The following is a 26,223-nucleotide window of genomic DNA, read 5'->3' as shown; positions in this document are numbered from 1 at the left end:
AAGTGAGGAAGCACACAAATGTCGATGCTGATATGATTGGTGTCAACGTCAATGGATCCGCTACATGAAAAATGGAAAAGCCGAGCTCCTTCAAGAGGATTCGGCTTTTTTCTTTAATTATGGGCGATTGTTGACTCCGCTATGAAAAAACGGTTGACCATTTCTTCGGATACGGATGAAAGTAGCGGATAGTTATACTGTGGTGTCAAATCTTTATCGATCAAAACGGAACGGACACCTTCGAAAAAGTCTTCATGTTTCATAAAGTTTTTCGCAAGAATCAGGTCTGTTGCGAGACATTCTTCCAATGTTTTAGATTGACCATCCACTATTTGTTTCAGTGTCACTTTTAAAGAGACAGGTGATTTCGAGAGCATCGTTTCACGTGTTTCTTTTGCAAATGGGGTGTTGCTTTTCCCGAGAGAGTCGATGATTGCTTCAACTGTTTCTTTGGAAAAATGCATATCGATTTCTTGTTGTAAGGAGGCAAGCTTGCCTTCTTCAGGTTGATTCGCCGTATATTTTGCCAGCAATGTATCGAGAGTTGAATCTTGCCACTCGATTTGCTCCAATTCCTGAAGGAAAAGTTGAAGGTTGTCATGCAAAATAAAATGATCGGCAGCATTCATATAAAGAACGTCTGCTGCTTTCCATTGCGTAGCTGTCAGTGCGAGATAGCGGCCGATGAAACCTGGAGCCTTATTGAGAAAATAGGCTGCCCCTACATCAGGGAAAAAGCCGATCGTCATTTCAGGCATGGCCCAAATCGTCCGTTCCGTGACAATTCGTGTGGAAGCACCATACGTTAAACCGACGCCGCCTCCCATGACAATGCCATCTAAACAAGCGATGATCGGTTTAGGAAATTGAGCCACCGCTAAATCCGTCCGATATTCCGTTATGAAAAAATCATGCGCTTTTTCAAGTCCATCGGCACTATCTTTGGCAGCATATAATGTTTTGATATCCCCGCCTGCACAAAGCCCTTTTGTACCTGCCCCTTTCATGATGACCGCTTTGACTTGATCGTTTTCCGCCCAATCTGCCAAAGTTGTCCCGATGGCTTGCACCATTTCCAAAGACAATGAATTGAGCGCTTTAGGTCGATTCAACAAGATGGTTGCCACACCATTGTCGCTGATTGAAAATAACACTTCATTTGTCATCCATTCCACCCCTTTTACTTATGTGTGAAGAGCGGTTTTCTTTTTTCGATAAATGCTTGTACCCCTTCTTTGGCATCATCGGTTAAGAATAGTTCGGCAAATCGAGAACGTTCCCGTTCAAGCCCATCTGCCAAAGATTCATTGGCTCCTCCTATAATACATTCTACAGCTCTTGTAATACTTGTCATGCTTTTCCCCTCGATAAATGCCTTGGCAATCGTTTTGGCAGACGGCAATAGTTCTTCCGGTGATACGACAAGCTGGACAATACCGACCTCTTTGGCTTCCTTGCCTTTGAGCTGTTTGCTCGTCAAAATCAATTCCAAAGCAGTTGCTGTTCCAGTCAATCTGCTCAATCTTTGTGTTCCGCCAAAACCTGGAATAAGACCTAGTTTGAGTTCCGGCAATCCAAGTATGGCGTCAGGCACTGCAATCCGATAATGGCAGCCCATCGCCAATTCAAGACCGCCCCCGAGACAGGCACCGTTAATGGCCGCGATGACCGGTTTTTTCATATTTTCAATCTCATCGCAAATCGCTTGTCCGGCTACTGCCATATCAAGTCCCTTATCCTCATTGCCGAAAGCCGCTACAAATTCTTTAATATCGGCTCCTGCTACGAAGAAGCGGCCCGCTCCAGTTAAAATAATCGCTTTCACTTGCTTATCATTTGACAAATTATTAAATACTTCCCTTAGTTCTGCGATACATGCCGATGACAATGTGTTGGCAGGTGCATGATCGATCTCCACAATTGCAATCGCATCTTCAATCAATACATTCGTGAAATTTTTGGACAACCCAATCCCTCCTTATCTAGTTGAACATGCAAGAATTGTACCAGTCTATGAAGTGTTCAATACGGACAATTACTCAAAAGAAAGTGTAAAACTGTCTAGACAGTTTTGCGGTTATTTGCTTAATAAAAAAAGTTAAAAAGTTTTGCTTTACATTTCAGCGGGTATATTTTATTATGTAGAAGTAAAGTTTCCTTCGGGAAACAAAAGTGGTTTTCTTTTTTTTACTTGTAAAGTTGCCTTAGGGCAAAAAAATTTACAATAGAAGTTGCCTTAAGGAAACTATTGCATATAAATAGAACTATGGAGGTGCTTTTTAGATGAAAAATGCGATAACAGTTTCGGATTTGCATGTCTCATATTACGGAAAAGAAGTGTTGCATAATATCGGGTTTACGATTCCAGAGGGCAGATCTGTAGGGATCATCGGGCCTAATGGCGCAGGCAAATCCACGCTACTAAAATCGATATTGAATTTGATTTCAATAGATAAAGGAGAAATTTCGATTCTAGGTGCTAGCCTGAAAGAAGTGCGGAAACGGATTGCTTACGTACCGCAGCGTAGTACAATCGACTGGGATTTCCCGATTACAGTAAAAGATACGGTACTGATTGGTACATATCCAACAATCGGTGTATTGAAAAGACCAGGAAAAAAAGAAAAAGAATGGGCTTTAAAATGTCTGGAAAAAGTGGATATGATCGAATTTCAAGATCGTCAAATCGGTGAATTGTCAGGTGGTCAGCAACAACGGGTTTTCTTGGCTAGGGCGCTTGCGCAGCGGGCGGATTTGTTTTTATTGGATGAACCGTTCGTTGGGATTGATGTGACAAGCGAAGAGATGATTGTGAAAATTTTAAAGGAACTGCGGGATGAAGGGAAAACGATTCTCGTTGTCCACCATGATTTAAACAAGGCAGAAAAGTATTTTGATGAACTTTTATTATTGAACAAGGAGTTGATTGCTGCAGGAAGTGTGAAAGAAGTATATACGCCACGTACCATCGCACAAGCATATGGCAGCCAATTATCGTTCTTAGATGAGGTGATGGCAAAATGATGCATTTTATCGAATCAGTCATGCACTACGAATTTCTGCAAAAAGCACTCATGACTTCTGTTATGGTCGGTGTCATCAGTGGAGTGATTGGGTGCTTCATTATCTTGAGAGGAATGGCGTTGATGGGGGATGCGATTTCCCACGCGGTATTGCCGGGGGTTGCAGTTTCCTATATGTTGGGTATCAATTTCTTTATCGGCGCGGTTGTTACTGGGATTTTAACGGCTATTGGCATTGGGTTTATTAGCCAGAATAGCCGTGTGAAAAATGATTCCTCCATTGGGATCATGTTTACATCAGCATTCGCTTTAGGGATCATTCTCATTACGTTTTTGAAAAGTAGTTCCGATTTGTATCATATTCTGTTCGGAAATGTGTTGGCTGTACGGCCGTCGGATATGTGGATGACCTTGGTGATCGGTGTCATCGTCTTAGTGAGTGTCTTCTTATTCTATAAGGAGTTGCTTGTCAGCTCGTTTGACCCGATTATGGCGCAAGCATACGGTCTGCCGAATAAATTGATCCACTATTTTCTAATGACGCTGTTGACACTTGTCACAGTTGCTTCATTGCAGACGGTGGGCATTATTTTAGTCGTTGCGATGCTTATTACGCCGGCATCCACCGCTTACTTATTGACAGATCGCTTATCGATTATGATCTTTCTATCGGCTCTTTTCGGCGCGATTGCTGCCATCGTCGGTTTGTACTTGAGTTTTACGTATAATCTCGCGTCAGGCGCGACGATTGTACTTGTTGCGACTGTGTTATTTATTGTGGCATTTGTTTTCTCTCCAAAACAAGGGATTTTATGGAGAACGATTCGATCTAACAAACAGAAATCAGCTGTTTCTTGACAGCTTAGCCTGTTGACAAACGCTCGCATCCGTTGCCAATCGAACAGCGGAGGGTTCGATTTGCCGTATTTTTGCGTTCTTTGCAGAAATTAAGGCACCTTCTTTTAGGACGCGGCGCCCTTAGGATGCCTTCCTTATTCGCTTGTCCGCTCATGAACCTTAGTTCAATTCGCGTCTTTGCGAGGGCTTGCAGGATGCGAGTCATGCAGGCGTTGTGACAGGACGTCGCGTTCTTAGCTTGCCTTCCACGTGACAAGCGTTTTCAATCAGGCTGAAAGAATTCCTGAGTAATAGCGTATCTCTAAGAAAAGGTGTAGACAAAGTTAAGAAACAACTTTGTCTACAATCTATAAATAGAAGGGAAAGTTGGGAAATGAAAAAATGGTTGATGGGGCTAGCGATGCTAGTCGTTGCTGTCTTCTTGACGGCGTGTAATGAAGAAGAGGGGGGGACTACGAAAGAGAAAGGTGACCAGTTGCAAGTTGTGACGACCTATTCGATTATCTATGATATTGTGAAAAATGTCGGGGGAGATCTGGTCGATGTGCACAGTCTGGCGCCGATCGGATCGGATCCACACCAGTATGATCCGTTGCCGCAAGATGTCGCATTGACAACAGATGCGGATGTCGTCTTTTATAACGGATTGAATTTGGAAGAAGGGAATGGCTGGTTTCAAAAGTTGATTGAAACGGCTGGGAAATCAGAAGAGGATGGGCAAGTCTTTAAAATAAGTGAAGGTGTCAAAGCGATGCATTTAAACTCGGAAGAGCATAAAGGGGAGGAAGATCCTCATGCATGGCTGGATGCACGTAATGGAATCATTTATACGGAAAATGTCCGTGATGCATTGAAGAAAGTCGACCCTGATAACGCTAAGATTTACGAAGAAAATGCACAAGCATATATCGAAGAACTTGAAGCGCTTCATGAAGAAATTCAAGAACAGGTGAACCAAATTCCAAAAGAAAAGCGCGTTCTTGTCACAAGCGAAGGAGCATTCAAATATTTCTCCGATGCCTATGACTTTAAAGCGGCCTACATTTGGGAAATCAATTCCCATAGTGAAGGAACACCTGAACAGCTAAAAAGCATCATCGAAATCGTGAACGACGACCAAGTGCCTGCCTTGTTCCTTGAAACGAGCGTCGACCCAAGAAGTATGGAAATGGTAGAGCGGGAGACGGGGGTACCGATTGCAGGGAAAATCTTTACAGACTCTTTAGGGAAACCTGGTGAAGACGGCGATACGTATATTAAAATGTTGAAATGGAATGCGGATATGATTGTTAGTGGGTTAGCTGAATAAGATAACCATCAAATTACAGGTAGGATTTTTCTTGTAAAGAAGAAATCCTACCTGTTTTTTTATCGTTTTATCCAAAGAGGATGGGAGCCTTCATGATGTTCTCGATTATAAAATTTCAAGCGGTGCATTCCGGTTTTGGTTGTTTTTGATTGTTAAATAGAGCAGGAGGCAATGGTTATAATTCGTTAAATCCAGTCTTGTCAGCTCATGAATGCGTTCCAGTCGATAGATGAATGTATTTCGGTGGATGTACAAGTGACGTGCGGCTTCACTGACATTCATTTTACATGTGCAGTATGCAAGAAAGGTTGAGGCCAATATGTCAAAGTTTACATGTGTCATCAAGGATTCAAATTTTCCATGTAACTCGTCGAAGAAGTTCCTTGGCAAGTCATTTAGCAATATTTCCAATTTGATAGAGAGATCATCGTAATAAAATACATTGCCATCTCCTGAAATCTTCTTGCCTGCCGATAATGTTTTTAAAGCGTTTTGATAGGATTTTTTAAAACCGCCAATGCCGGGATGAAAATCACCTATTGCAACTACTGGGCACAAGTGATATTTGTTTGCTAAGTGTTGTGTGAACTTTTTTATCCGTTCTTCAATTTCCTTTACGAAGCTTTCTAAAGTCTGGTAATTTGGCAATGCTGCCAATACGATGAATTGGTTGAAATGTAAGTGGCCGATTAAGTTTTGCGGATTTGCTTGAAAGAGATGGTGAAGATAGTCTTCCAATTCAGCTTGGATTTGTTGCGAAACAGATGGGTCGACGTAATTATGATCGGACAAGGTACCAACTTCAATGATGAGGCAAATGCGGTCTAAACATAAATCGAAACCTAACATCTTTCCATAGCTGATTAGATGTTCCAAATCGCTTATGTTTTTGTCAAAATGAAGAATAAGTTGGATCAATGTATTTAAATTGCTTGTTTCGATCGACTTCATCTCTTTCCGTAAAGTCTCGTGACAAACCATCTCGATATGATTTTTGACGAGTTGGATATAATTATACGATTCGGTGTCTTCTTCCACTTTACCTAAGAGTCCAACTGCACCTACCACTTCTCCATTCAAGATGATCGGAGTGGCAACGCCAGGGAAAATTCCAGGCAAGTCTTGTGCAGCTTCTTCACCGTAGTAAGTTAACTCCTTCGACTTTATCACCCCATCCAGCAACTTATCGAATAACCCCAATCGTTTTGGGTCCGATACACCAATCAGAATCCCATTCTCATCCGAAATACTGACTGGATAACCGATAATCTTCGTCGTATCATCGGAAATCTTTTGGGCGATCTGTTTTAAAATCAATCGACTTCATCCTTTCTTGTTATCTAGATACTGAGAACAGTACCTTTATGCATTTAGTGAACTTGTCCAAATTATTTTCTGAAGTATGTAAGGTTATGTGGGAAAAACTAGTTTAAATGAAGATGCGAAAGGGTTTCTATCCGCCTCATTTGATTTATAATATCAAATATTTGTGCAAGTTGCACGAAGATAAATAGTTTAATATTTGAAATTATTGTTCAAATTTGACGTAGAAATGACTGGGTGTATCCTCTAAACTTAGTCTTAGAAGTTTTGATTGAAAGCGCTTTCTTATGGGGTAGAGTTACATAATATGATTGATGTAAAGGAGACAGCTATGACTAAAAAATTTGACATGATTATTGTTGGTGGAGGGATTATGGCAGGTAGCCTTGCTTATAACCTTATGAAAGATGGCTATACAGGGAGCATTGGTATTTTGGAAAAAGATCAGGCGTATGAATACTCATCTACACCGCGCAGTGAGGGGGGGATCCGGCAAACATTCAGTACAGAAATCAATATTAAAATGAGTCAGTACAGCTATGAAATCTATAAAAACTTCGAAGAAGAAATGGCGATTGACAGTGAACCTTGCCATATCGATTTTCGCCAAGATGGCTATCTGTATTTATTGAATGATCAAACGCTCCCAGTCTTCAAAGATATTATGAAAATCCAAGAACAGCTCGGTGTTCAGGCCGATTTGTTGGATCAAAAGGAAACGAAAGATTTCTTCCCGGAACTCAATGTGGAGGATTTGGCTGGTTCAGTATTCGATGCGAACGCAGGCAATGCTGATCCGTATTCAGTATTGCAAGGATATGTCAAAAAAGCTAGACAGATGGGCGTTACATTCATTTACGAAGAAGTGGATACAATTTTAACCGAGCAACAAAAAGTGACTGGCATTCGAACGAGAAATGGAGATACGTATCAAGCCCCTATCGTTGTCAATGCAGCAGGACCATGGTCAGGGGAGTTAAGTAAAAAAATCGGATTGGAAATTCCTATTCAACCATTGCGGCGCCAGTTATTTTCAATCGATACGACCGTGAAATTTCAAAATACGATTCCATTTACGTTTGATCCTACAGGTCTACACTTTCGTGGAGAAAGATCAAAAGTTGTTGTAGGATGGGCGAATGATGTGCCATTTGGCTATGATTTCCGTCTGGAAAAATCCTATTTTGAGGAGGAAATGTGGCCGGTATTGGCGCATAGAGCACCAAATTTTGAGCAACTGAAAGTCGAAAGCGGATGGGCGGGCCTTTACGATTATAATCCGGTCGATCATAACGCTATCATAGGCGGACACCCACTAATGACGGGCTATTACATCATCAGTGGATTCAGTGGACATGGTTTCCAACACGCGCCGGCAGCCGGCAAAGGACTTTCCGAATTAATCCGTCTAGGAAAATACGAGACGATTGATATGTCTGTATTATCGGTTGAACGTTTTGCAACGAAAAATCTTATATTGGAAACAGCTGTATTTTAACTTGCTTCAGCAAATGTTTTTGTACTGAAAGCGAAGCGTCAGCTACAGAAGTCCCCCACTTCTGTAAGTGGCGGGATGAATGCCAGAAATGCATTCAATTCAGTAGGGTTTCAAACCCGGGCTGAATAGATGAACTCAGGCGTTGCCGCGTCCTGAAGGTGCCTTAATTTCTACAAAAAAAACGCAGAAATACGGCCAATTAAACCCTTCGCTGTTTGATTCGAAATTCAAAATCCGGACGCAATTACGCCGAGGCGTAATTGATCAAATCATTTTATAAAATCTGAGAAAAAAGGGGAGTTTGGAATGAGATTAGAAGGAAAAGTAACGATCATTACAGGTGGAAGTCAAGGCATTGGGGAAGCAACGGCAAAGAAACTGGGGGAACACGGCTCTAAAATTGTCATTGCCGATATCGATCAAGAGACGGGTATGAAAACGGCTAAAGATTTGCAATCACAAGGTATTGAGACGATTTTTTGGAAAACGGATGTGAGCAATGAGCAAGATGTGCAAGATTTGATGCATGTAACGGTTGAACAATTTGGCGGCGTAGACGCATTGGTGAATAATGCCGCAGCTACGATTCGAAAATCTGTAAAAGATACTTCATTAGCAGAATGGCAAAAAGTGATCAATGTCAACTTGACAGGTGCATTTCTCTGTTCAAAGTATGCCATTGCAGAAATGGAAAAACGCGGAGGTGGCGCAATCGTCAATATGGCTTCATGGCATGCTTACCGGACAATTACTCGCTTTGCCGCTTATGCTGCGTCAAAAGGCGGAATGACAGCGTTAACACGACAAATGTCACTAGATTGCGGTCCTTTGAATATCCGTGTCAATGCGGTATGTCCAAGTACAGTCGATACACCAATGCTCTATGAAACATTTAAAAGTTTGCCAGACCCGGAAGATGCGTTTCAACAAACATTGGATTATCAGCCATTAGGCAGAATTGCGACGGGAGAAGATATTGCGAATGCATGTTTATTCCTTATTTCGGACGAATCGAATTATATTAGCGGACATTCCTTAATGGTCGATGGAGGCACGTATAATAAAGTGGCAAGACCGTTGATGTTTGACTAATCAATCCCTTTCAATTCTAAACAAGCTAGGCGAAAGCGATGAGTAGCCGTTGCTGAAAGCTGTTCATGCAGTCACTGTTCTATAGAAATGAAATGGATAACTGGGGAGTTGTGAAAGTATGGAAGAAAAACAAATTCGTTTACCCAACTCATTTGAACTCTTACTTGTCATGGGATCGTTTTTAGTCATCATGTATTTTTCACTTGCAGTGTTTGAACTGCCGCTTCATCTGGCGTTAATAGCGGTTTGGTTTGTGCTCATTTTTCTTGGGTTACGCCTTGGTCATGCCTATGATAATTTGCAAAAATCAATTGCCACAGGCATCTTCACGGGATTAGAAGCGATTCTTATTATATTTTTTGTCGGCACGTTAATCGGATCGTGGATTGCAGGGGGAATTGTCCCTACGCTAATTTACTATGGTCTACAGATCATTCATCCGAGTATATTTCTCGTCGCCACATTATTGATTTGCGCGTTAACTTCTTTAGCGACAGGAACGTCTTGGGGAACGGCGGGGACTGCTGGAATTGCGATGATGGGAATCGGTGAAAGCTTTGGACTACCGTTGCCACTCGTAGCTGGAGCCGTTGTATCGGGTGCCTATTTCGGGGATAAATTGTCACCGATTTCTGATTCGACAGTGATGACGGCCTCTCTCGCAAAAGTGGATCTCATACAGCATGTTCGATCGATGTTATTAATCAGTTTTCCTGCACTTGTCCTTTCGGGGATCATGTTTTTAATAGCCGGCTTTTTCTTTTCGAGTCGTGGAAATGATCTCGGTGTCGTGACAACTAATATTCAGGCATTGGGTGCTAATTTTAACGTCTCATGGTATATGCTCATCCCGATGGTCGTGGTCATTGCCATGTTGGCGAAAGGAATACCAGCTATGCCGACATTGGCTTTCGGATCTGTGCTCGGCATCATATGGGCAGTTCTTTTTCAAGGGAGTGACCTCTTGACAGCGGTTGGGACATTATATAGTGGATTTGTGATTGAATCAGGAGTTCCGTTTATTGATTTATTATTCAATCGCGGGGGCATTGAATCCATGTTAGGAGTCATTGCCATTATGATTTTAGCACTAGGTTTCGGTGGCTTGATGGAGCAGGTCGGAATTTTGACGGTTCTTACGATGATTTTAGCAAAGTGGGTTACCAATGCAGGCAGATTAACTTCTTCAACCATTTTCGCGGCCTTTTTAGGCAATTTCTTTGGGAGTGCCGGCTATGTTTCGTTAATTACGGGATGTAAAGTAACTGAAAAAAACTATGACCAGTTAAAAGTGGATCGACGTGTATTATCAAGAAATATGGAAACGGGTGGAATCTTAACCTCTCCGTTAGTACCGTGGGCAGATAACGGTATCTATATGGCGGCGGTTCTAGGTGTTTCCACGATGTCTTATCTTCCATTTGCCTGGCTAAACCTTCTTGGTCTTGCGATTGCTTTGTTCTACGGGTTCACTGGTAAGTTCATTTGGTATACAGAAGAGGTCGAGGGCAACGTCAAAAAGGACAGAAAAAAAACCATCTCGGCCGAGAAAGCTGAACAAACGATTAGTTAGAAAGGGGGAATTGACAATGACGAAAATCATTGATCTAAACTGTGATATGGGTGAAAGTTTTGGTGCTTATAAATTGGGGATGGATGAAGAGGTCATTACGCTCATTTCATCCGCTAATATTGCTTGTGGATTTCATGCTGGAGATCCGAATGTCATGGATCATACAGTAGCGATGGCCAAGGAATATAACGTAGGTGTCGGTGTGCACATCGGCTATCCCGACCTGTTAGGATTTGGTCGCCGAGATATCGATATTTCACGCAAAGATTTAATGAATTATATCATTTATCAAATTGGTGCATTGGAAGCGTTTTGCCGAAAGCATGGTGTGGAAGTCCAACATGTCAAAGCACATGGAAGTATGGGCAATATGTCATTTGTCAACCGAAATATTGCGGATGCCATCGTCGATGCGGTCCAAGAAGTGTTACCGAAGACAAAACTATTTGTCTTACCGGGAACGGAAATTCATAAAGCCGCACAAGAAAAAGGCATCTCACATGTCCTCGAGGTATTTGCAGATCGTGCATATAACCGAGATTTAACGCTCGTATCACGGAAACTGCCAGGTGCAGTCATCAAAGATCCTCAGGAAGCGGCGGACAATGTACTAAGAATGATCCTAGATGGAAAAGCGCAGACCATTGATGGAGAACTCATCGATATTCAAGCGGATAGCGTATGTGTGCATGGAGATACGCAAGGGGCAGTGGATATTGTGCGGCACTTGAGAAAATCCATTGTAGAAAAAGGAATCGAAATTGCACCAGTCGGTCGTTGGCATAAGTAAGCCCAATCATAAATATATAAGAAAAGGAGACTGCCCATGTTAACGAATGTTGCTTCCAAGACCCCGCTCTATTTTCCGATGGGTGACCAAGCGATCGTTATTCAATTTGAACATGTCATATCTCTTGAAACGAACAAGCGCGTTCATACGACTGCTCATTTAATTGAAACAAGGGAAATTAGAGGCATTACACAGCTCATTCCTGCTTTCAATAATCTGACGGTCTGTTATGACCCGGTGCTTATCGGATTTGGTGAGTTAATAACAGAGTTGAAAAAGCTAGAAGAATACGATTTGGAGCAAGTTGAAATACAAAGTAAAACATTGCATATTCCAGTCGTCTTTGGTGGGAGATACGGTCCTGATTTAGAGGAGATTGCCAACCATGCAAAGTTAACAATTGAAGAAGTTGTGGCATTGCTTCAATCCAAACGTTATTTTACCTATATGATCGGGTTCATCGCCGGTTATCCATATTGTGGTGATATTGATTCAAGATTGTCGCTCCCGAGACGAGCCAATCCACGTGTCAAGGTAGAGAAGGGAACGATTCAAATCGTGAATAATTTGACAGGGATTTTTACGATGACTGCACCTTCAGGGTGGCACATCGTAGGCTGGACACCTATGGAAATCTTCAATCCAAAATCAGATCCACCGAGTCTTCTGCAGGCGGGCGATTACATCCAGTATGTTCCGGTGAGCGAGGAAGAAGTCCAGCAGTGGGATCAGGATAGTCAGAAAGCGTGGGACCAAAAATGGAATATGTAAGCGTACTGAGACCAGGATTATTGACCACTGTGCAAGATCTAGGTCGTCCCATGTATCGAGCAATGGGCGTATCCGCTTCGGGAGCAATGGATGCTTTGTCACTTCGTTTAGCAAATATTCTTGTCGGCAATGAGGAAGGCACTGCGGCGTTGGAAGTGACGATAGTGGGTCCCCATTTACAGTTTCAGAGCGATGGAGTCATTGCGATAACGGGAGGCAATCTCTCTCCCGTACTCAATGGGCAGGTCGTATCGATGTGGAAAGCCTTGCGTGTGAAACAAGGAGACGAACTACGATTTGGAAAATATATAGATGGTTGCCGAGCGTATATCGCATTTTCTGGAGGCATCCAAACCCCGTCTGTAATGGGAAGTCGTTCGACATTTACGCGTGGAAACTATGGTGGAATGGAAGGGAGGGCATTGGAGGCTGGTGACCGTCTTCCATTAGGTCCCACAAACTATGAAGTGGGAGATTTGGTGGGAAGAAGATTGCGTACAGCGGATATCCCGGACTTTAGAACAACTCGTCCTGTGCAGTTCATATTGGGACCGCATCACCAAGAGTTTGCGGAGAAATCGGTCGCGGCCTTTTTGCATGAAGCTTATACCGTTTCCAATGAATCGGATCGGATGGGTTACCGTTTGCAAGGTCCTATCATGGAGCATTTGAATAGCCCAGACATAATTTCGGATTTTATTACGGTCGGTACAATACAAGTTCCGGGAAGTGGACAACCGATCATTCATATGGCGGACTGTGGCACATCAGGGGGCTATACAAAAATGGGCGTTATTATTACGACGGATCTTTCTTACGTTGCTCAACGAAAACCAGGAGATAACATTCAGTTTCAACCGATTGAAATGGCAGAAGCACAACGACAATTACGAGAACAAGAAGGCTTACTTGCAGATTTACGGCTTGTGAATAAAGTATTGCCAAAAACCAATTTAGTTTAAGAGAACAATTAGAGGAGTGTTAGTTGTGTTTAAGATTGCAGAAGTTCGCGAGATTTTCCAGTTATTCAAAGATTCCTCCGCCCAAGAATTTGTATTTGAACAAGATTCTACGAAAATTGCATTGAGGAAAGAGCGTGCGACGTCTGAAACGGATTTGAGCTTTGCGACAAGTGTCAGTGCAGTTGCCGTTCAAGAACGACCAAATGCACCATCCGTTGAAAGTGTAACAGAAGCGGTGAGTGAAGAGGCGATGCAGGTACAGGAAATTACGTCTCCGATGGTCGGAACTTTTTATTTACGTGAAAATCCGGAAGCAGCGCCTTATGTGGAGATTGGAAAAGCAGTACAGCCAGATGATGTCGTCTGTATCGTGGAAGCCATGAAACTTTTCAATGAAATTGAAGCGGGAGTCCATGGAGAAATTATTGATATTTTAGTACAAGACGGCGAAGTTGTTCAATTTGGGCAACCATTATTTCGAATAAAAGAATGGTGAATGCTTTGGTAAACAAATAGGGGAGGTGTAACTATGTTCAAAAAAGTACTCATTGCCAATAGGGGAGAAATTGCAGTTCGGATCATCCGAGCATGTAAGGAACTTGGCATTGAAACGGTGGCGGTGTATTCAGAGGCCGATAAAAACGCGTTACATGTACAAATGGCTGACGAGGCATATTGTATCGGCAGAGCGGCAGCAAAAGATAGCTATTTGAATATCAAAAGTATACTCAGTGTTGCGGATGTCACAGGGGCGGATGCGATTCATCCAGGTTATGGATTTTTGGCGGAAAACGCTGACTTTGTGGAGATGTGTGAAACGAGCCAGCTGACGTTTATTGGCCCAAGTGCCACGGCAATTCGAAAAATGGGTGACAAAGCAGTAGCCAGAGAGACAATGCAACAGGCAGGCGTACAGGCGGTGCCAGGAACAGACGGATTGATTGAAACTGCCAAAACCGTTAAGGACATTGCAGCTACAATCGGCTATCCTGTCATCATTAAAGCCACCGCTGGAGGCGGGGGAAAGGGCATGCGAGTCGTCTATGAAGAACAAGAATTAGCCAAAGCGATCCGGCAAGCACAGCAAGAAGCACAAACAGCCTTTGGGAATGCCGGCGTGTATTTGGAAAAGTATTTGGAAGAACCCCGGCATGTGGAAATCCAGATTATGGCGGATCAGCAAGGCAACGTCATTTACTTGGGTGAAAGAGATTGTTCCATCCAACGACGCCATCAAAAATTGGTAGAAGAAGCACCGTCCCCGGCACTCGATGCTCAGTTGCGTAAGGAGATGGGAGAATCGGCTGTTTTAGCAGCTAAAGCCGTTCACTATGAAGGAGCCGGCACCGTTGAATTTCTTGTAGATAAACACGGAGCGTTCTACTTTATGGAAATGAATACGCGCATTCAAGTGGAACATCCTGTCACGGAACTCATTACAGGAATTGATTTGATCAAGGAACAAATTACGGTTGCTGCGGGTCATCCATTGTCCATTCTTCAGCATGAGGTGCAAATCAATGGATGGGCGATCGAATGTAGGATCAATGCCGAAGATCCTTCAAGAAACTTCCTGCCAAGTCCAGGAAAAGTAGAGAAGTATGTAGCACCTGGTGGGAATGGTGTTCGTATCGACAGTGCAGTTTACCCGGGATATGAAATTCCACCTTTTTATGACTCGATGGTCGCGAAAGTGATTGTGTGGGGGAAAGACCGGCAAGAAGCGATCAGTCGAATGAAAAGAGCTCTAGAAGAATTTGTGGTCACTGGCATTGAAACAACTATTCCTTTTCACATGCAGTTGATGGAACATGAAAAGTTCAAAGAAGGAAATTTCAATACAAAGTTTTTGGAGCTACATGATCTAGAAATCGAAAAAAGGCAACCAGTTCTTAAGTGAAGCATGATATTTGTACGGTGAAAAGTTAGATTATTATAAATGTTGGAGGCGTTTAGGGTGGCAAAAGTAAATGAATTGGTGAATATCGAACAAGAGCGTCAATCACGGAAAGAAAAGCTGGCAGGAGCGTTTCGTTTATTTTCCTTATTTGGATTTGACGAAGGAAACGCGGGGCATATAACGGTGAAAGATCCTGAATTTGATGATTGTTTTTGGGTGAATCCATACAATATGCACTTCAGTCAAATAAAAGTATCTGATCTTGTCATGGTCAATCATGAAGGTGAAGTGGTCGAAGGACATCGTGAAGTGAATAAGGCTGGTTTTACGATCCATTCACAACTACATAAAGCTAGACCGGATGTAGTTGCAGCTGCTCACGCACATTCAGTTTACGGAAAGGCATGGTCGACGTTAGGTCGATATTTGGATCCTATCAATCAGGAAGCATGTGCTTTTTACAATGACCATGGGCTGTACAGTGATTATACGGGGGTCGTCCATCAGTTGGATGAAGGGGCGAGAATCGGGAAAGCGCTTGGAAACAATAAAGCATGTATTTTGCAAAACCATGGTTTACTGACAGTCGGAGGTTCGTTGGAGGAAGCTGTTTGGTGGTTTGTAAGCATGGAGCGTTCATGCCAAGTGCAAATTCTAGCTGAATCCGTTGGCAAACCGGTTTTAATTGCTGAAGATCATGCAAGACATACGGCAGCGCAAGTTGGATCGCCAGAAGAAGCGAAACGCTGTTTCCAGCCATTATGGGAAAGAATTGTCAACCAACAGCCGGACTTTTTCAATTGATAGGGGGGCTTCCATTATGAATATTTACGTATTGGTGAAACGCACGTTTGATACAGAGGAAAAGATTACGGTGGAGAACGGCAAAATTGCCGAAGGTGAAGCTGAATTTATTGTTAATCCATACGATGAATATGCCGTTGAAGAGGCGATTCAACTTCGTGATGTACACGGCGGTGAGGTGACGGTTGTGACGCTAGGCGAAGCGGATGCAGAAAAACAGTTGCTCACGGCACTTGCTATGGGGGCCGATCAAGCGGTGCTTATCAATGTGGAAGACGACGTGGACGAAGTGGATGAATTCACAGCGGCAATGCTCCTAGCGTCATACTTGGTAGAGCAAAAAGTAGATCTTATTTTAGCAGGTAATGTAGCAATCGACGGCGGTTCTGGACAAATTGGTCCGCGTGTAGCGGAATTGCTCGGCATAAATTATGTGACGACGATTACGAATCTTGAAATTGACGGAACATCCGCGAAAATTATTCGTGATGTCGAAGGGGATTCCGAGACGATTGAAACGTCCTTGCCGCTTTTAGTGACAGCGCAACAGGGCCTCAACGAACCGCGTTACCCTTCGCTTCCAGGTATTATGAAAGCGAAGAAAAAGCCGTTGGAAAAACTTGAATTCGATGATCTCGACTTGGACGAGAACGATGTGGTGGCGAAAACGGAAATAGTCGACGTGTATTTACCACCTCAAAAAGCTGCGGGACGTCTGTTGGAAGGCGATCCGACCGATCAAGTTCGGGAACTTGTGAATTTACTGCATACGGACACAAAAGTAATCTAATAGGGTGCGCGTACCCATAAATATTTAGGTTCCGAATATGTTGAATGGGACCGAATCGAGTCGTTGGAGGGATTAGGTATGCCAAAAAAAGTAGTGGTGCTTGGGGAAGCACGCGAAGGAGCATTGCGAAATGTCTCATTTGAGGCAATTGCTGCCGCAAAAAAGATAGCGAATGGCGGGGAAGTTGTAGGGGTATTGCTTGGTGAAGACGTCCAGTCATTGGCGGATGAAATGATTCATCATGGAGCTGATCGTGTACTGATTGTACAACACCCACATTTGAAATATTATACCCCGGATGGGTTCGGACAGGCATTCATGGCGGTTTATGAGCAGGAACAGCCGGAAGCCGTTGTCTTTGGACATACGGCACTTGGGAAAGACTTATCACCGAAAATCGCAAGTAAACTCGGGACAGGTTTAATCTCCGATGTGACGGGCATCGAAGGTGAAAGCGACGATACAGTGTTTATCCGTCCAATTTATTCAGGCAAGGCATTTGAGAAGGTGAAAAACAAGGACGGGCTGTTATTTTTGACCGTGCGTCCAAACAATATTGAGCCACTGGAGCCGGATACAAGTCGTACAGGTGATATCGTAGCGGTCTCCATTGTCATTGACAGTTTGCGTTCTATCATTTCGGAAGTCATTCAGAAGACATCAGAAGGTGTTGACTTATCAGAAGCGAAAGTTGTCGTAGCAGGAGGACGTGGTGTGAAAAGCACGGAAGGCTTCCAGCAATTGCAAAAACTCGCGAATCTATTAGGAGGAGCAGTAGGCGCTTCCCGTGGTGCATGTGATGCTGATTATTGCGATTACTCCTTACAAATTGGCCAAACGGGAAAGGTCGTCACACCAGATCTATACATTGCGGTAGGGATATCCGGAGCCATCCAGCATATGGCGGGCATGTCCAACTCTAAAATCATTGTCGCCATCAATAAGGATCCAGAAGCCAATATTTTCAAAGTAGCTGACTATGGGATTGTTGGAGATTTATTTGAAATCGTTCCGTTATTAGTAGAAGAAATTGAAAGGCTTAAAGTAGGGGTTTAGGGCTTCTCTTGGTATTAGCGTACTATTTAGCAGTGAACATTATACTTTAAGTATCGCGTGATTAGCTAAGGGGTGTGCTAAAAAGCAAAAACTCATGTTTAAGAACATATAAATATTTTCTGTCATCCTTAACTTTCTGTGCAGTAGAAAGTAAGGATGACAGTTTTTTTCTTTAGCAAATGTTTTTATAATGAAAGTAATATGTTAGCTCCAGGCAACCGAATGGATTATCCTCGCTTCCTTTTATTCCTTTTGCCATTAATATTGAGGAATTCACTTTCTTCCGCAAATTCCACTTCTTCATTTTTCGGTGCTGTATCATATTTCGGCATGACATTTCGCTGGTTACCCTTATCTTTATTACGATTTTTGTTATCTTCCGACATTGCACAGTCCTCCCTTTTGTAAAATCCTTTGTTAGTATGTTCAAATGGAGGTTGATTATTCGGAATAAAAATCGAACATTGCTCACTGCATATTGATAAATATTCCCTCAAGATCCGCTTCTTTTTTCAATAAACCCGTTTCCTTCATCCAATCCGCAGTCACCTTCCACGTTTCTTCGTTCTGTTCGCCAAAATTTCCGGGTGAAATCATTTTCGGAAGAAGAACAGCAAGCGATTCTTTTTCCACTTCTTCAATAAGCGGGAAATTGGCTTCGTCTTGGTGTTTCAGCAAGATGGACAATGCTTCATCTGGATCTTTTTCCATATCGGCAAATGCTTTTCCGGCGGCACGCCAAAATGCTTCGATGTTCTCCTGATCTTTTTTCCATGTGTCATCACTCGTCACGACAACAAGTTCGTAAAACGATGGTACACCGTAGTCTGTCGGATCGATGTAGCCTGTAGGGAATCCTTCATATTCCAGCAACGGCACTTCGTGATTGATATATGCCCCGATGACGGCATCTGCTTTCTTTGTTATTAATGAAGAATTTAATTCAAATCCGACATCGACCATTTTTACTTTATTGAAATCAGCGTCGTCTGCCTCCATTATTGTTTCAAGCATTGCTTCATTCAATGGAATTCCAGAATAGCCAATTGTTTTTCCTTCTAAATCTTTTGGCCTTTCAATCCCGCTCTCTTTTAGAAAAGCGATATGATTTAATGGTGATCGGACAATGACGCCGACCGATTTAACACCGATATCTTGTTCGGATTTTGCAATGATGACATCTGGCTGATAGGTGATGCCCATCGTCACTTTTCCAGCGGCGGCAAGATTGATCGGGTCAGTGGGATTTGCGGGGAACTGAATATCCAGTTCAATCCCTTCTTCTTCAAAATAGCCTTTCTCCTGTGCGACATACAAGAAGCTATGTACGGCATTTGGATACCAATCGAGCATAATGCTCACTTTTTCCGTATTTGTTTCATCTTGATTGCAAGCGCTCAGCAATAGAATAATTACAGCACTTGCTAATAATAATGAAATCTTCTTCAATTTATATTCCTCCGTTTTACGAGACGTTTTTCAATAAAAGTTACACAGACAAACAAAACAATTCCGACAACAGTCAAGACGAAAATAGGTGCGAAAACGGCTGCTCCGTCAAATTGCGTCATCATGCGGCGGCTGAAATATCCGAGTCCGGCTTGCGCACCGAGCCATTCCCCGATGGCAGCCCCGATCACGCTCAATGTCACAGCCACTTTCAAACCGGAAAAGAAATGGGGGAGGGCGGTAGGAATCGAATACTTCAAGAAAATATCCTTTTTCGTTGCACCCATCGTTAACAACAGTTCCTCCGTTTCTTTCTTACCGGATGCTAATCCGTCAAATGTATTGACGGTAATCGGGAAAAAAGTGATCAGTACCGCAACAGCCACCTTACTCCAAATTGTGTAGCCGAACCATAGCACGAAAATCGGTGCCAATGCAATGACAGGAATCATTTGGGAGGCGATCAGAATCGGATAGAGTGCTTTTCGTACCGAAGGATTGGAAAACATCCAAACAGCGATTGCCGTACCTGAAACAATTGAGATGGCGAGCCCGATGATGATGGTCAGTAAAGTGACGGGCAAATGATTGATAATCAGTACTTCTTTTAATTCCCAAAGCTTGATAGCAATTTGAATTGGTGAAGGAAGGATGAATGCTTGATTGGCCAGTCGTGCTCCGATTTCCCACACACTGAGAAATAGAAGGACAATGAGCAGAGAAGATGCGTTTTTCATTGCATCACCTCTTCCCGTAATGCACACAGCAATTGTTCTTTCAATTGAAGAATCTCCGGATTATGTAAATCATTCCGTGAACGAGGTCTTCCCAGTGGCACTTCGATTTCTTCAAAAGATGTGACAGGTTTATTCCGCAACATGAAAATGCGGTCTGATAAGAACAGTGCTTCTTCTACATCATGTGTAATGAAGAGCACGGTGGCCGTCCGCTTTTCCCACCGTTCGATCAACCACTCTTGCATCGCTAGTTTTGTAATAGCATCGAGCGCAGAAAAAGGTTCGTCCAATAAGAGGAGCGGATTGCCGGAGAGGACAGCGCGCAAAAAAGCGACGCGCTGTTTCATCCCACCGGATAATTCCTCCGGATAGTTGTTTTCCGTTCCGGCAAGGCCGAACTCTTGCAATAGAGGCATGATCTGTTCATGGGCACTCTTTTTCTTCATCCCGGCAATTTCAAGTGGTAAACAGGCATTTTCCAATACAGTACGCCAAGGCAATAGAAGATCTTGTTGCGGCATATAACCGACCTTGCCGAGGCGCTGCCCGTTCAGATTGCCGTCCAGTGTAATGGTTCCTGTTGACGGTTCGTCCAATCCTGTAACGAGGCGGAAAATCGTGCTTTTCCCCGATCCACTTCTCCCGACAATCGAAATGAATTCGCCTGGGCGGATTTTGAAAGATAGCTGATCTAAGATGTTGTCATTCGATCCATAACCGAATGTTACTTTGTCAAACGCTAACATTGACGGTTTCAGCTCCAGGCCACATCTGTTTGGTATTCGCCATATCCCAGAACATATATTCAAAACGAGTCGTATTGAGGAAAATCTCTTCTAGCTTCAGCAATTCATGTTCCGGTTTGCCTTCCGCCGCTTTGTCCATCAGTTCGATACACCAACCGGCGAGTTCCCCAAATTCTTCTGAGGAGTACATACGCACCCAATCCCCATATAATGGATGATCAGCAGCTCCTGGAATGGCATTGAGCTCCTTGCCGATCTCCCAATAGCTCCATGCACAAGGAAGCAATGCGGCAATGACTTCAGCGGTTGTGCCATTTTGACAGACATGCAACATGTAGTGCGTATAAGCAAGAACGATAGGAGAAGGCTTTGCCGTTTCAAGTTCTTGTTCGGAAATACCAAATCGCTTCACGTAGCTTCGGTGAAGGGCCATCTCCGTGTTCAATGTACCGTCGAGGAGCGAAGCGAACTTGCCCATCGTTTCCAAATCGTCCGCTTTGACTGCCCCGATCGCAAACACTTTCGAGTAATCAATTAAATACAGATAATCTTGTACCATGTAAAATCGGAATTTATCCGGATCGAGCGTCCCATCGCCAATTCCTTGTACAAATGGATGACTATGATTCTGTCTCCAGATTGGTAACGTCTTTTCAAGCAAGCGATCAGTAAATTTCATTTTTCCAACACTCCCTTAAATTATTGAAACCAATCCATTCCATCCGCTTTGGCAATCATCGAAGGCTCTCACTTTATCTTCAAAATAAAGCGAAAAACCCACTCATGAAGAAGGAGTGGGTTGTAGACAGCGTGCTCATACCGAGAGACAGAACGGCAGAATTCATTGTCAGCACCTCTTCCTTACGCTGGTATTAACCAGTTCAAGTTATAAGGGTTAAGGCAATGCCTCTCTCAGCTCTGTTTGAGCACCCCTAGCGGTGGAGCGTATGCAATTGGATTCGCCCCCATTATAGGCATAGTTGAAATGGAAGGTCAACCTTTATTGTTGAAATAGTAAGAAAGGAATGTATGTTTCCTTTTTCGGACTTTGTCCTGTAAAATGAAGAAAAGAAGTGCAAAGGGGAGAGGACATTGAAGTTTTTTCATACAGCGGATTGGCATTTAGGCAAGCTGGTACAAGGGGTTTACATGACCGATGACCAGCGCCATGTGTTGGATCAATTCGTCGAAGCAATCAAAGAAGAAAGGCCGGATGCAGTCGTCATTGCGGGTGATTTGTATGATCGGGCAGTCCCTCCAACGGAAGCGGTTGCGCTATTGGATGACGTGCTTGAGAGAATCACTATTGAATTGAAGACGCCTGTCTTGGCTGTCAGTGGCAACCATGATAGTCCTGGTCGTCTACATTTCGGAAGCGGATTGATGCGCGCGAACGGCTATCATATTGCGGGCCAGATGACGCAAGTGATCGAACCGGTTGTGTTGGCGGATGATCACGGCGAAGTCCATTTTCATCTTGTCCCATTTGCGGATCCTTCCATTGTCAAATACCTACAGGATGACGAGACGATTGCCAATCATAACGACGCGATGAAAAAAGTAATCGAGGGCATTGAGCAAAACATGGCGAAGCGTGCACGACATGTGTTTGTCGGCCATGCATTTGTGACACCACATGGGGAAAGTGAAGCGAATACGAGTGATTCAGAACGACCATTGGCGATTGGCGGGGCGGAATATGTTTCGGCTCATCTGTTTGAACCGTTTCATTACACAGCACTCGGCCATTTGCACCAAGCGCATTATGTGTTGAATGAAACGATCCGTTTTGCGGGTTCACCCTTGAAATATTCCATTTCGGAAGAACATCATCAAAAAGGATTTTTGGTCGTGGAATTGGATGCTGACGGGCAAGTCAGTGTGGAAAAGCGTACATTGAACCCTCAGCATGATATGCGCACTGTCGAAGGAACGATGGAAGAAATTCTGTTACAGCCGATCAGTGAAGATTATGTCTTTGTCAAATTGCTTGATGAGACACCGGTTTTATTCCCGATGGAGAAAATACGGTCGGTCTATCCGAATGCCATGCATGTCGAGCGGAAGATGACGCTACCGAAAGGGCGTTTGGAAAGTGAAGGGCAAATCAGACATGAAAAACAAGATGACATTGCTCTTTTCAAAGCGTTTTACGAAGAGGTGAAAGGGGAGGCAGCCGATGAAGAGACGGAAGGGCTATTCGTGGGAGTGCTCCACGAAGTGATGCAGAAGGGAGGATTTGGCTCATGAGACCGATTCAGTTGACAATGACGGCATTTGGACCGTATAAAGGGACGGAAACGATCGATTTTAGGGAGTTGAAAGAGAATCGGTTGTTTGTTATTTCGGGAGCTACTGGCGCTGGAAAAACGACGATTTTCGATGGAATCTGCTTTGCGTTGTACGGACAAGCAAGCGGTGAAGATCGGACAGATATCAAGGCGATGCGCAGCGATTTTGCGGACGATGCCGTTCAAACGACGGTAGAATTGACATTTATGATCCATCAGCGGACATATCGCATTATGCGACAAATTCCCTACATAAAAAAAGGAAATAAATCCGAAACGGCCGGCCGTTGTACGTTTCATGAATTGACAGCGGAAGGGGAAGTACCTTGTGTCGATCGGCAAATCGTCTCCGAAATTAACAAGAAAGTGGAAGAACTCATCGGTTTTACGCAAGCGCAATTCAGCCAAATCGTCATGTTGCCGCAAGGGGAATTCCGGAAGTTCCTCACATCGGATACCGAAAACAAAGAGACGATCATGCGAAAGATCTTCAAAACGGAGCCTTATCGTGAGCTCGTAGAAAGACTGAAAGTAAAGAAAGACGAAGCTCAATTGGACCTGTCGAATGAGATGCAACTGAGCGAAGGACATATCCAACAAATTCTATCGTTACTCCCGGAACGTGAGTCATCGATTTTCGAAGTGTTGGATCAAGAACATTATAATGTCCAGCAAGTTGTCCTTGGTTTGGAGGAAGAACATTCCTTTTATGAAAGGAAGACAGTCGCTGATAAAAAAAGTACGGATGATGTCTATGTGCAACAGTTAAACATGCAAGAAAGCTATCATACCGCTAAAACGATCAATGAACGGTTAACTGAATTACATGAAAAAGAACGTGCGCTACAGGAATTATCGACAAAATTGCCGCTGCTCAAAAGAAAAGAACAACAATTGGCGGATGCGGACCGGGCTGTCACCATCGGAGAAATCGAAAGACAGTTTACTGCGTTGCAAGAAGAGATGATTGTGAAGGACAGTGAATTAAAAAACGCTACGGTTGCCCTCCAAATGGCGACTGAACAGATGGAGGCGGCAAAACATCGTTACCTCGTGGAGGAAGGGAAACAGGAAGAACGTGAGAAAGTGACAGAAAGCCTGATCCGCCTTCATGATCATCTGCCTGCTGTTTCGGGTTTGGCTGCGAAAGAAGCCGATCTTGAAAGGTTGAAACATGAGGTAAAACAATTGGAACAACAACTTCTTGTAGCAGAGAAAAAAGCGGAAGACGAAGCCGTCAAATCGACAGCATTCATAACAGAGATGGAGCAGATCGAAACGAGACTCGGTTCATATGACGAGCATCTCGATCGGTTGACAGAACTCACAGAAAAATGCAGAGTGCTTGATGAATTCAACGGCTTGGAAAAGCGGAACGCTGTACTGAAAGTAGAGCGAAATGAAAAGGAGATGCTTTACCGAAAACATAAAGCGGAATATGACGAAACGGAGCAGCGCTGGTTTGCCAACCAAGCGGCAATGCTGGCGGAGTCACTTCGCGAAGGAGAAGCATGCCCGGTATGTGGAAGTGCACACCATCCCGCTAAATCGCATAAAAAAATCGAGGGAGCCTTATCAAAGGAACAGCTTGAAAAGCAAAAAGAACAGCTGGCGCAAGTTGAAAAACAGTATCGTCTGGCGACAATCAATGTTGAGAACTGCTTACAATTGTTGAGTGAAAAAAAGAAAGAGATGGAGCGTTTACACATTGAAATGCCAAATGATGAATTGCATGATCAAAAGCGGAAACTGGAAATTGAAATGGCTCAACTGCGGGAGGAGCGAAAAATTCTTGCTGAATTGAAAGAGAAAACGAAACAGCAAGAAATGGTGACTGCTCAATCTGTTCAAGCCAAAACAGATTTGGAACGGGCGTTGCTTGAACGGCAATCCGACTACCAAACGAAGACCGCTGTTTTGGAAACGACGTTACAGACGATTCCGGGGGATGTCCGTGTACTATCCGTCCTGCAAGAACGGATTGCTGACATAGAAAGTCGGAAGAACCAGCTTGAGCGTGAGTGGAAACGGGTGCAAAAACTCCGGGAGGAAGCGGCCGAAAGGTTGGCAGCTGCTACATCTGCAAGAATGCATGCGGAAAAAATGCTGGAAGACGTAACGGGGAAAAAAGAGCTTGCGGAAGCAAGGTTCAAGGAAGCTTTGAGAAACTCTGATTTCCCGACCGAAACCGCATATCGCGAAGCGAAAATGACAGACGCGGATCGTCTTTCATTGAAAGAAAACATCACAACCTTCAAACAGCAGTACCATTCGTTGAGGGAAACGGTCGCCGAATTACAGGAGTTGTTGAAAGGGAAAGAAACTGTTGATTTGGTAGTCTTGGAAGCGGAGATGAACAAGCTGAAATTGGACTATGAAGCGGCATTGAAAGCGTACAATGCTTCTTCTCAATATGAGAGAACAGCGTTGGGTCTGAAAGAGAAGCTTGTCCAATCTTCCACTAAAGTGATCGAGCTGGAACGGACGTATGGGAAAATAACGGATCTATACGACGTCGTCAGAGGGCAGAATGGGCTGAAACTGTCATTTGAACGGTATATCCAGATAGAATATTTAGAACGGATTATCCAATCGGCAAACGAACGATTGAAGGACATGTCGAACGGGCAATTTGTATTGATGCGCAGCGATCGACAGGAAGTACGTGGGAAACAGAGTGGTTTAGGATTGGATGTCTATGATGCGTATACAGGCCAAACCCGTGATGTGAAAACGTTGTCGGGTGGAGAAAAATTCAATGCATCCCTTTGTCTAGCGCTCGGTATGGCCGATGTCATCCAAGGGTTCCAAGGGGCCGTCTCGATCGATACGATGTTCATCGACGAAGGCTTCGGTTCACTGGATGAGGAATCGTTGAACAAAGCGATTGATACTTTGATAGAACTGCAGAAATCAGGCCGGATGATCGGCGTCATTTCCCATGTACCCGAGTTGAAAGCCGCACTTCCGGCGATTCTTGAAGTGAGGAAATCGAAAGAAGGGCATAGTAAAACTAGGATTGTAGTCAAATAACTCATGATTAGCTCCGTTTGTATGGTAAATAATGCAAACGGGGTTTTTTCTTTGGATTAAAGGGAATGGGAAAGTAGGTGGATTAACATCTATGGTTAACAATTTATTATTCTGAAAAAAGGATAAAAAGATTTTAGTTGAATTCTTTCTGATGATGTCAATACCTACATATTCATCGGTTATCAATCTTGTTAATAATCTATAATAATTCTATTAGA

24 protein-coding genes and 1 riboswitch are annotated in these 26,223 nt (G+C 43.5%); of the genes, 16 read left to right on the top strand and 8 right to left on the bottom strand.

From position 1 onward, the window contains the following. Positions 1 to 113 precede the first annotated feature (113 nt). Positions 114 to 1,166, bottom strand: a complete 1,053-nt coding sequence (locus ACFPRA_RS16420; RefSeq protein ID WP_381437048.1) for an enoyl-CoA hydratase/isomerase family protein — start codon at positions 1,164 to 1,166, stop codon at positions 114 to 116. 14 nt (positions 1,167 to 1,180) lie between these two features. Next, positions 1,181 to 1,966 carry an enoyl-CoA hydratase-related protein gene (locus ACFPRA_RS16415; RefSeq protein WP_381437044.1) on the bottom strand — a complete coding sequence of 262 codons (786 nt, stop codon included), beginning with the start codon at positions 1,964 to 1,966 and terminating at the stop codon, positions 1,181 to 1,183. Positions 1,967 to 2,283: 317 nt separating this feature from the next. Between ACFPRA_RS16415 and ACFPRA_RS16410 the strand changes: the two genes are divergently transcribed. The 3 genes from ACFPRA_RS16410 to ACFPRA_RS16400 all read left to right on the top strand — a co-directional run bounded on the left by ACFPRA_RS16410 (position 2,284) and on the right by ACFPRA_RS16400 (position 5,190). Further along, the gene (locus ACFPRA_RS16410) at positions 2,284 to 3,024 is read left to right on the top strand and encodes a metal ABC transporter ATP-binding protein (protein WP_381437041.1); all 741 of its coding nucleotides are present in this window, start codon (positions 2,284 to 2,286) and stop codon (positions 3,022 to 3,024) included. Next, positions 3,024 to 3,881: a metal ABC transporter permease gene (locus ACFPRA_RS16405; protein WP_381437587.1), complete on the top strand. Its 858-nt coding sequence runs from the start codon at positions 3,024 to 3,026 to the stop codon at positions 3,879 to 3,881. The genes ACFPRA_RS16410 and ACFPRA_RS16405 overlap by 1 nt, the downstream gene beginning before the upstream one ends. A gap of 373 nt (positions 3,882 to 4,254) precedes the next feature. Then, the gene (locus tag ACFPRA_RS16400; protein ID WP_381437038.1) at positions 4,255 to 5,190 is read left to right on the top strand and encodes a metal ABC transporter substrate-binding protein; all 936 of its coding nucleotides are present in this window, start codon (positions 4,255 to 4,257) and stop codon (positions 5,188 to 5,190) included. 105 nt (positions 5,191 to 5,295) lie between these two features. On the opposite strand, the gene ACFPRA_RS16395 is transcribed toward ACFPRA_RS16400, so the two are convergent. Next, positions 5,296 to 6,507 carry a sugar diacid recognition domain-containing protein gene (locus ACFPRA_RS16395; protein ID WP_381437035.1) on the bottom strand — a complete coding sequence of 404 codons (1,212 nt, stop codon included), beginning with the start codon at positions 6,505 to 6,507 and terminating at the stop codon, positions 5,296 to 5,298. Positions 6,508 to 6,844: 337 nt separating this feature from the next. Between ACFPRA_RS16395 and ACFPRA_RS16390 the strand changes: the two genes are divergently transcribed. From ACFPRA_RS16390 to ACFPRA_RS16340, 11 genes are all read left to right on the top strand, one after another. Then, the gene (locus ACFPRA_RS16390; protein ID WP_381437032.1) at positions 6,845 to 8,011 is read left to right on the top strand and encodes an NAD(P)/FAD-dependent oxidoreductase; all 1,167 of its coding nucleotides are present in this window, start codon (positions 6,845 to 6,847) and stop codon (positions 8,009 to 8,011) included. A gap of 306 nt (positions 8,012 to 8,317) precedes the next feature. Then, entirely contained in the window at positions 8,318 to 9,103 is a 786-nt protein-coding gene (locus ACFPRA_RS16385) for an SDR family NAD(P)-dependent oxidoreductase (protein WP_381437030.1), read from the top strand. 118 nt (positions 9,104 to 9,221) lie between these two features. Then, entirely contained in the window at positions 9,222 to 10,676 is a 1,455-nt protein-coding gene (gene nhaC / locus ACFPRA_RS16380) for a Na+/H+ antiporter NhaC (RefSeq protein WP_381437027.1), read from the top strand. Between the two features lie 16 nt (positions 10,677 to 10,692). Then, the gene (locus ACFPRA_RS16375; RefSeq protein ID WP_381437024.1) at positions 10,693 to 11,466 is read left to right on the top strand and encodes a LamB/YcsF family protein; all 774 of its coding nucleotides are present in this window, start codon (positions 10,693 to 10,695) and stop codon (positions 11,464 to 11,466) included. A gap of 36 nt (positions 11,467 to 11,502) precedes the next feature. Continuing rightward, on the top strand, positions 11,503 to 12,237 hold the full coding sequence (pxpB, locus tag ACFPRA_RS16370) for a 5-oxoprolinase subunit PxpB (protein WP_381437021.1): 735 nt from the start codon (positions 11,503 to 11,505) through the stop codon (positions 12,235 to 12,237). After that, positions 12,213 to 13,199 carry a 5-oxoprolinase subunit C family protein gene (locus ACFPRA_RS16365; RefSeq protein ID WP_381437018.1) on the top strand — a complete coding sequence of 329 codons (987 nt, stop codon included), beginning with the start codon at positions 12,213 to 12,215 and terminating at the stop codon, positions 13,197 to 13,199. Before pxpB ends, ACFPRA_RS16365 begins: the two co-directional genes overlap by 25 nt. Positions 13,200 to 13,224: 25 nt before the next feature. Beyond that, positions 13,225 to 13,695 carry an acetyl-CoA carboxylase biotin carboxyl carrier protein gene (gene accB, locus ACFPRA_RS16360; RefSeq protein ID WP_381437015.1) on the top strand — a complete coding sequence of 157 codons (471 nt, stop codon included), beginning with the start codon at positions 13,225 to 13,227 and terminating at the stop codon, positions 13,693 to 13,695. Between the two features lie 33 nt (positions 13,696 to 13,728). Then, a complete protein-coding gene (gene accC / locus ACFPRA_RS16355) occupies positions 13,729 to 15,099 on the top strand; it encodes an acetyl-CoA carboxylase biotin carboxylase subunit (protein WP_381437012.1) in 1,371 nt (456 codons plus the stop codon). Positions 15,100 to 15,156: 57 nt separating this feature from the next. Next, the gene (locus tag ACFPRA_RS16350; RefSeq protein ID WP_381437009.1) at positions 15,157 to 15,903 is read left to right on the top strand and encodes a class II aldolase/adducin family protein; all 747 of its coding nucleotides are present in this window, start codon (positions 15,157 to 15,159) and stop codon (positions 15,901 to 15,903) included. Between the two features lie 16 nt (positions 15,904 to 15,919). Further along, positions 15,920 to 16,693, top strand: a complete 774-nt coding sequence (locus ACFPRA_RS16345) for an electron transfer flavoprotein subunit beta/FixA family protein (RefSeq protein ID WP_381437006.1) — start codon at positions 15,920 to 15,922, stop codon at positions 16,691 to 16,693. Between the two features lie 78 nt (positions 16,694 to 16,771). Beyond that, positions 16,772 to 17,749 carry an electron transfer flavoprotein subunit alpha/FixB family protein gene (locus tag ACFPRA_RS16340; protein WP_381437003.1) on the top strand — a complete coding sequence of 326 codons (978 nt, stop codon included), beginning with the start codon at positions 16,772 to 16,774 and terminating at the stop codon, positions 17,747 to 17,749. Positions 17,750 to 17,976: 227 nt separating this feature from the next. On the opposite strand, the gene ACFPRA_RS16335 is transcribed toward ACFPRA_RS16340, so the two are convergent. From ACFPRA_RS16335 to tenA, 5 genes are all read right to left on the bottom strand, one after another. Then, positions 17,977 to 18,135: a hypothetical protein gene (locus ACFPRA_RS16335; protein WP_381437001.1), complete on the bottom strand. Its 159-nt coding sequence runs from the start codon at positions 18,133 to 18,135 to the stop codon at positions 17,977 to 17,979. An 82-nt stretch (positions 18,136 to 18,217) separates the two neighbouring features. Next, positions 18,218 to 19,198 (bottom strand): ABC transporter substrate-binding protein, encoded by a 981-nt coding sequence (locus ACFPRA_RS16330; RefSeq protein WP_381436998.1) that lies wholly within the window; start codon positions 19,196 to 19,198, stop codon positions 18,218 to 18,220. Beyond that, positions 19,195 to 19,935, bottom strand: coding sequence for an ABC transporter permease (locus ACFPRA_RS16325; RefSeq protein ID WP_381436996.1), 741 nt, complete (start codon positions 19,933 to 19,935; stop codon positions 19,195 to 19,197). Before ACFPRA_RS16325 ends, ACFPRA_RS16330 begins: the two co-directional genes overlap by 4 nt. Next, on the bottom strand, positions 19,932 to 20,681 hold the full coding sequence (locus ACFPRA_RS16320) for an ABC transporter ATP-binding protein (protein WP_381436993.1): 750 nt from the start codon (positions 20,679 to 20,681) through the stop codon (positions 19,932 to 19,934). Before ACFPRA_RS16320 ends, ACFPRA_RS16325 begins: the two co-directional genes overlap by 4 nt. Continuing rightward, positions 20,668 to 21,360 carry a thiaminase II gene (tenA, locus tag ACFPRA_RS16315; protein WP_381436990.1) on the bottom strand — a complete coding sequence of 231 codons (693 nt, stop codon included), beginning with the start codon at positions 21,358 to 21,360 and terminating at the stop codon, positions 20,668 to 20,670. Before tenA ends, ACFPRA_RS16320 begins: the two co-directional genes overlap by 14 nt. A 162-nt stretch (positions 21,361 to 21,522) precedes the next feature. Continuing rightward, positions 21,523 to 21,625: riboswitch (TPP riboswitch) on the bottom strand. 148 nt (positions 21,626 to 21,773) lie between these two features. Here tenA and ACFPRA_RS16310 point away from each other — a divergent pair. Both ACFPRA_RS16310 and ACFPRA_RS16305 read left to right on the top strand, forming a co-directional pair. Then, a complete protein-coding gene (locus tag ACFPRA_RS16310) occupies positions 21,774 to 22,931 on the top strand; it encodes an exonuclease SbcCD subunit D (protein WP_381436987.1) in 1,158 nt (385 codons plus the stop codon). Then, positions 22,928 to 26,005 (top strand): AAA family ATPase, encoded by a 3,078-nt coding sequence (locus ACFPRA_RS16305; RefSeq protein WP_381436985.1) that lies wholly within the window; start codon positions 22,928 to 22,930, stop codon positions 26,003 to 26,005. The genes ACFPRA_RS16310 and ACFPRA_RS16305 overlap by 4 nt, the downstream gene beginning before the upstream one ends. Positions 26,006 to 26,223: the final 218 nt, after the last annotated feature.

The sequence above is a fragment of the Sporosarcina soli genome, assembly GCF_042655805.1.
GTDB classification, from domain to species: domain Bacteria; phylum Bacillota; class Bacilli; order Bacillales_A; family Planococcaceae; genus Sporosarcina; species Sporosarcina soli.
The sequence above is the reverse complement of the archived record's forward strand: the minus strand, read 5'-3'. Positions and strand labels throughout refer to the sequence as shown.

What these genes read in the sequence shown, in the direction of transcription:
- ACFPRA_RS16420 (WP_381437048.1), bottom strand. Translation starts at nt 1,166, where the DNA reads ATGACAAATGAAGTGTTATTTTCAATCAGCGACAATGGTGTGGCAACC.
- ACFPRA_RS16410 (WP_381437041.1), top strand. Translation starts at nt 2,284, where the DNA reads ATGAAAAATGCGATAACAGTTTCGGATTTGCATGTCTCATATTACGGA.
- ACFPRA_RS16405 (WP_381437587.1), top strand. Translation starts at nt 3,024, where the DNA reads ATGCATTTTATCGAATCAGTCATGCACTACGAATTTCTGCAAAAAGCA.
- ACFPRA_RS16400 (WP_381437038.1), top strand. Translation starts at nt 4,255, where the DNA reads ATGAAAAAATGGTTGATGGGGCTAGCGATGCTAGTCGTTGCTGTCTTC.
- ACFPRA_RS16390 (WP_381437032.1), top strand. Translation starts at nt 6,845, where the DNA reads ATGACTAAAAAATTTGACATGATTATTGTTGGTGGAGGGATTATGGCA.
- ACFPRA_RS16385 (WP_381437030.1), top strand. Translation starts at nt 8,318, where the DNA reads ATGAGATTAGAAGGAAAAGTAACGATCATTACAGGTGGAAGTCAAGGC.
- nhaC (WP_381437027.1), top strand. Translation starts at nt 9,222, where the DNA reads ATGGAAGAAAAACAAATTCGTTTACCCAACTCATTTGAACTCTTACTT.
- ACFPRA_RS16375 (WP_381437024.1), top strand. Translation starts at nt 10,693, where the DNA reads ATGACGAAAATCATTGATCTAAACTGTGATATGGGTGAAAGTTTTGGT.
- pxpB (WP_381437021.1), top strand. Translation starts at nt 11,503, where the DNA reads ATGTTAACGAATGTTGCTTCCAAGACCCCGCTCTATTTTCCGATGGGT.
- accC (WP_381437012.1), top strand. Translation starts at nt 13,729, where the DNA reads ATGTTCAAAAAAGTACTCATTGCCAATAGGGGAGAAATTGCAGTTCGG.
- ACFPRA_RS16345 (WP_381437006.1), top strand. Translation starts at nt 15,920, where the DNA reads ATGAATATTTACGTATTGGTGAAACGCACGTTTGATACAGAGGAAAAG.
- ACFPRA_RS16340 (WP_381437003.1), top strand. Translation starts at nt 16,772, where the DNA reads ATGCCAAAAAAAGTAGTGGTGCTTGGGGAAGCACGCGAAGGAGCATTG.
- ACFPRA_RS16335 (WP_381437001.1), bottom strand. Translation starts at nt 18,135, where the DNA reads ATGTCGGAAGATAACAAAAATCGTAATAAAGATAAGGGTAACCAGCGA.
- ACFPRA_RS16325 (WP_381436996.1), bottom strand. Translation starts at nt 19,935, where the DNA reads ATGAAAAACGCATCTTCTCTGCTCATTGTCCTTCTATTTCTCAGTGTG.
- ACFPRA_RS16320 (WP_381436993.1), bottom strand. Translation starts at nt 20,681, where the DNA reads ATGTTAGCGTTTGACAAAGTAACATTCGGTTATGGATCGAATGACAAC.
- tenA (WP_381436990.1), bottom strand. Translation starts at nt 21,360, where the DNA reads ATGAAATTTACTGATCGCTTGCTTGAAAAGACGTTACCAATCTGGAGA.
- ACFPRA_RS16305 (WP_381436985.1), top strand. Translation starts at nt 22,928, where the DNA reads ATGAGACCGATTCAGTTGACAATGACGGCATTTGGACCGTATAAAGGG.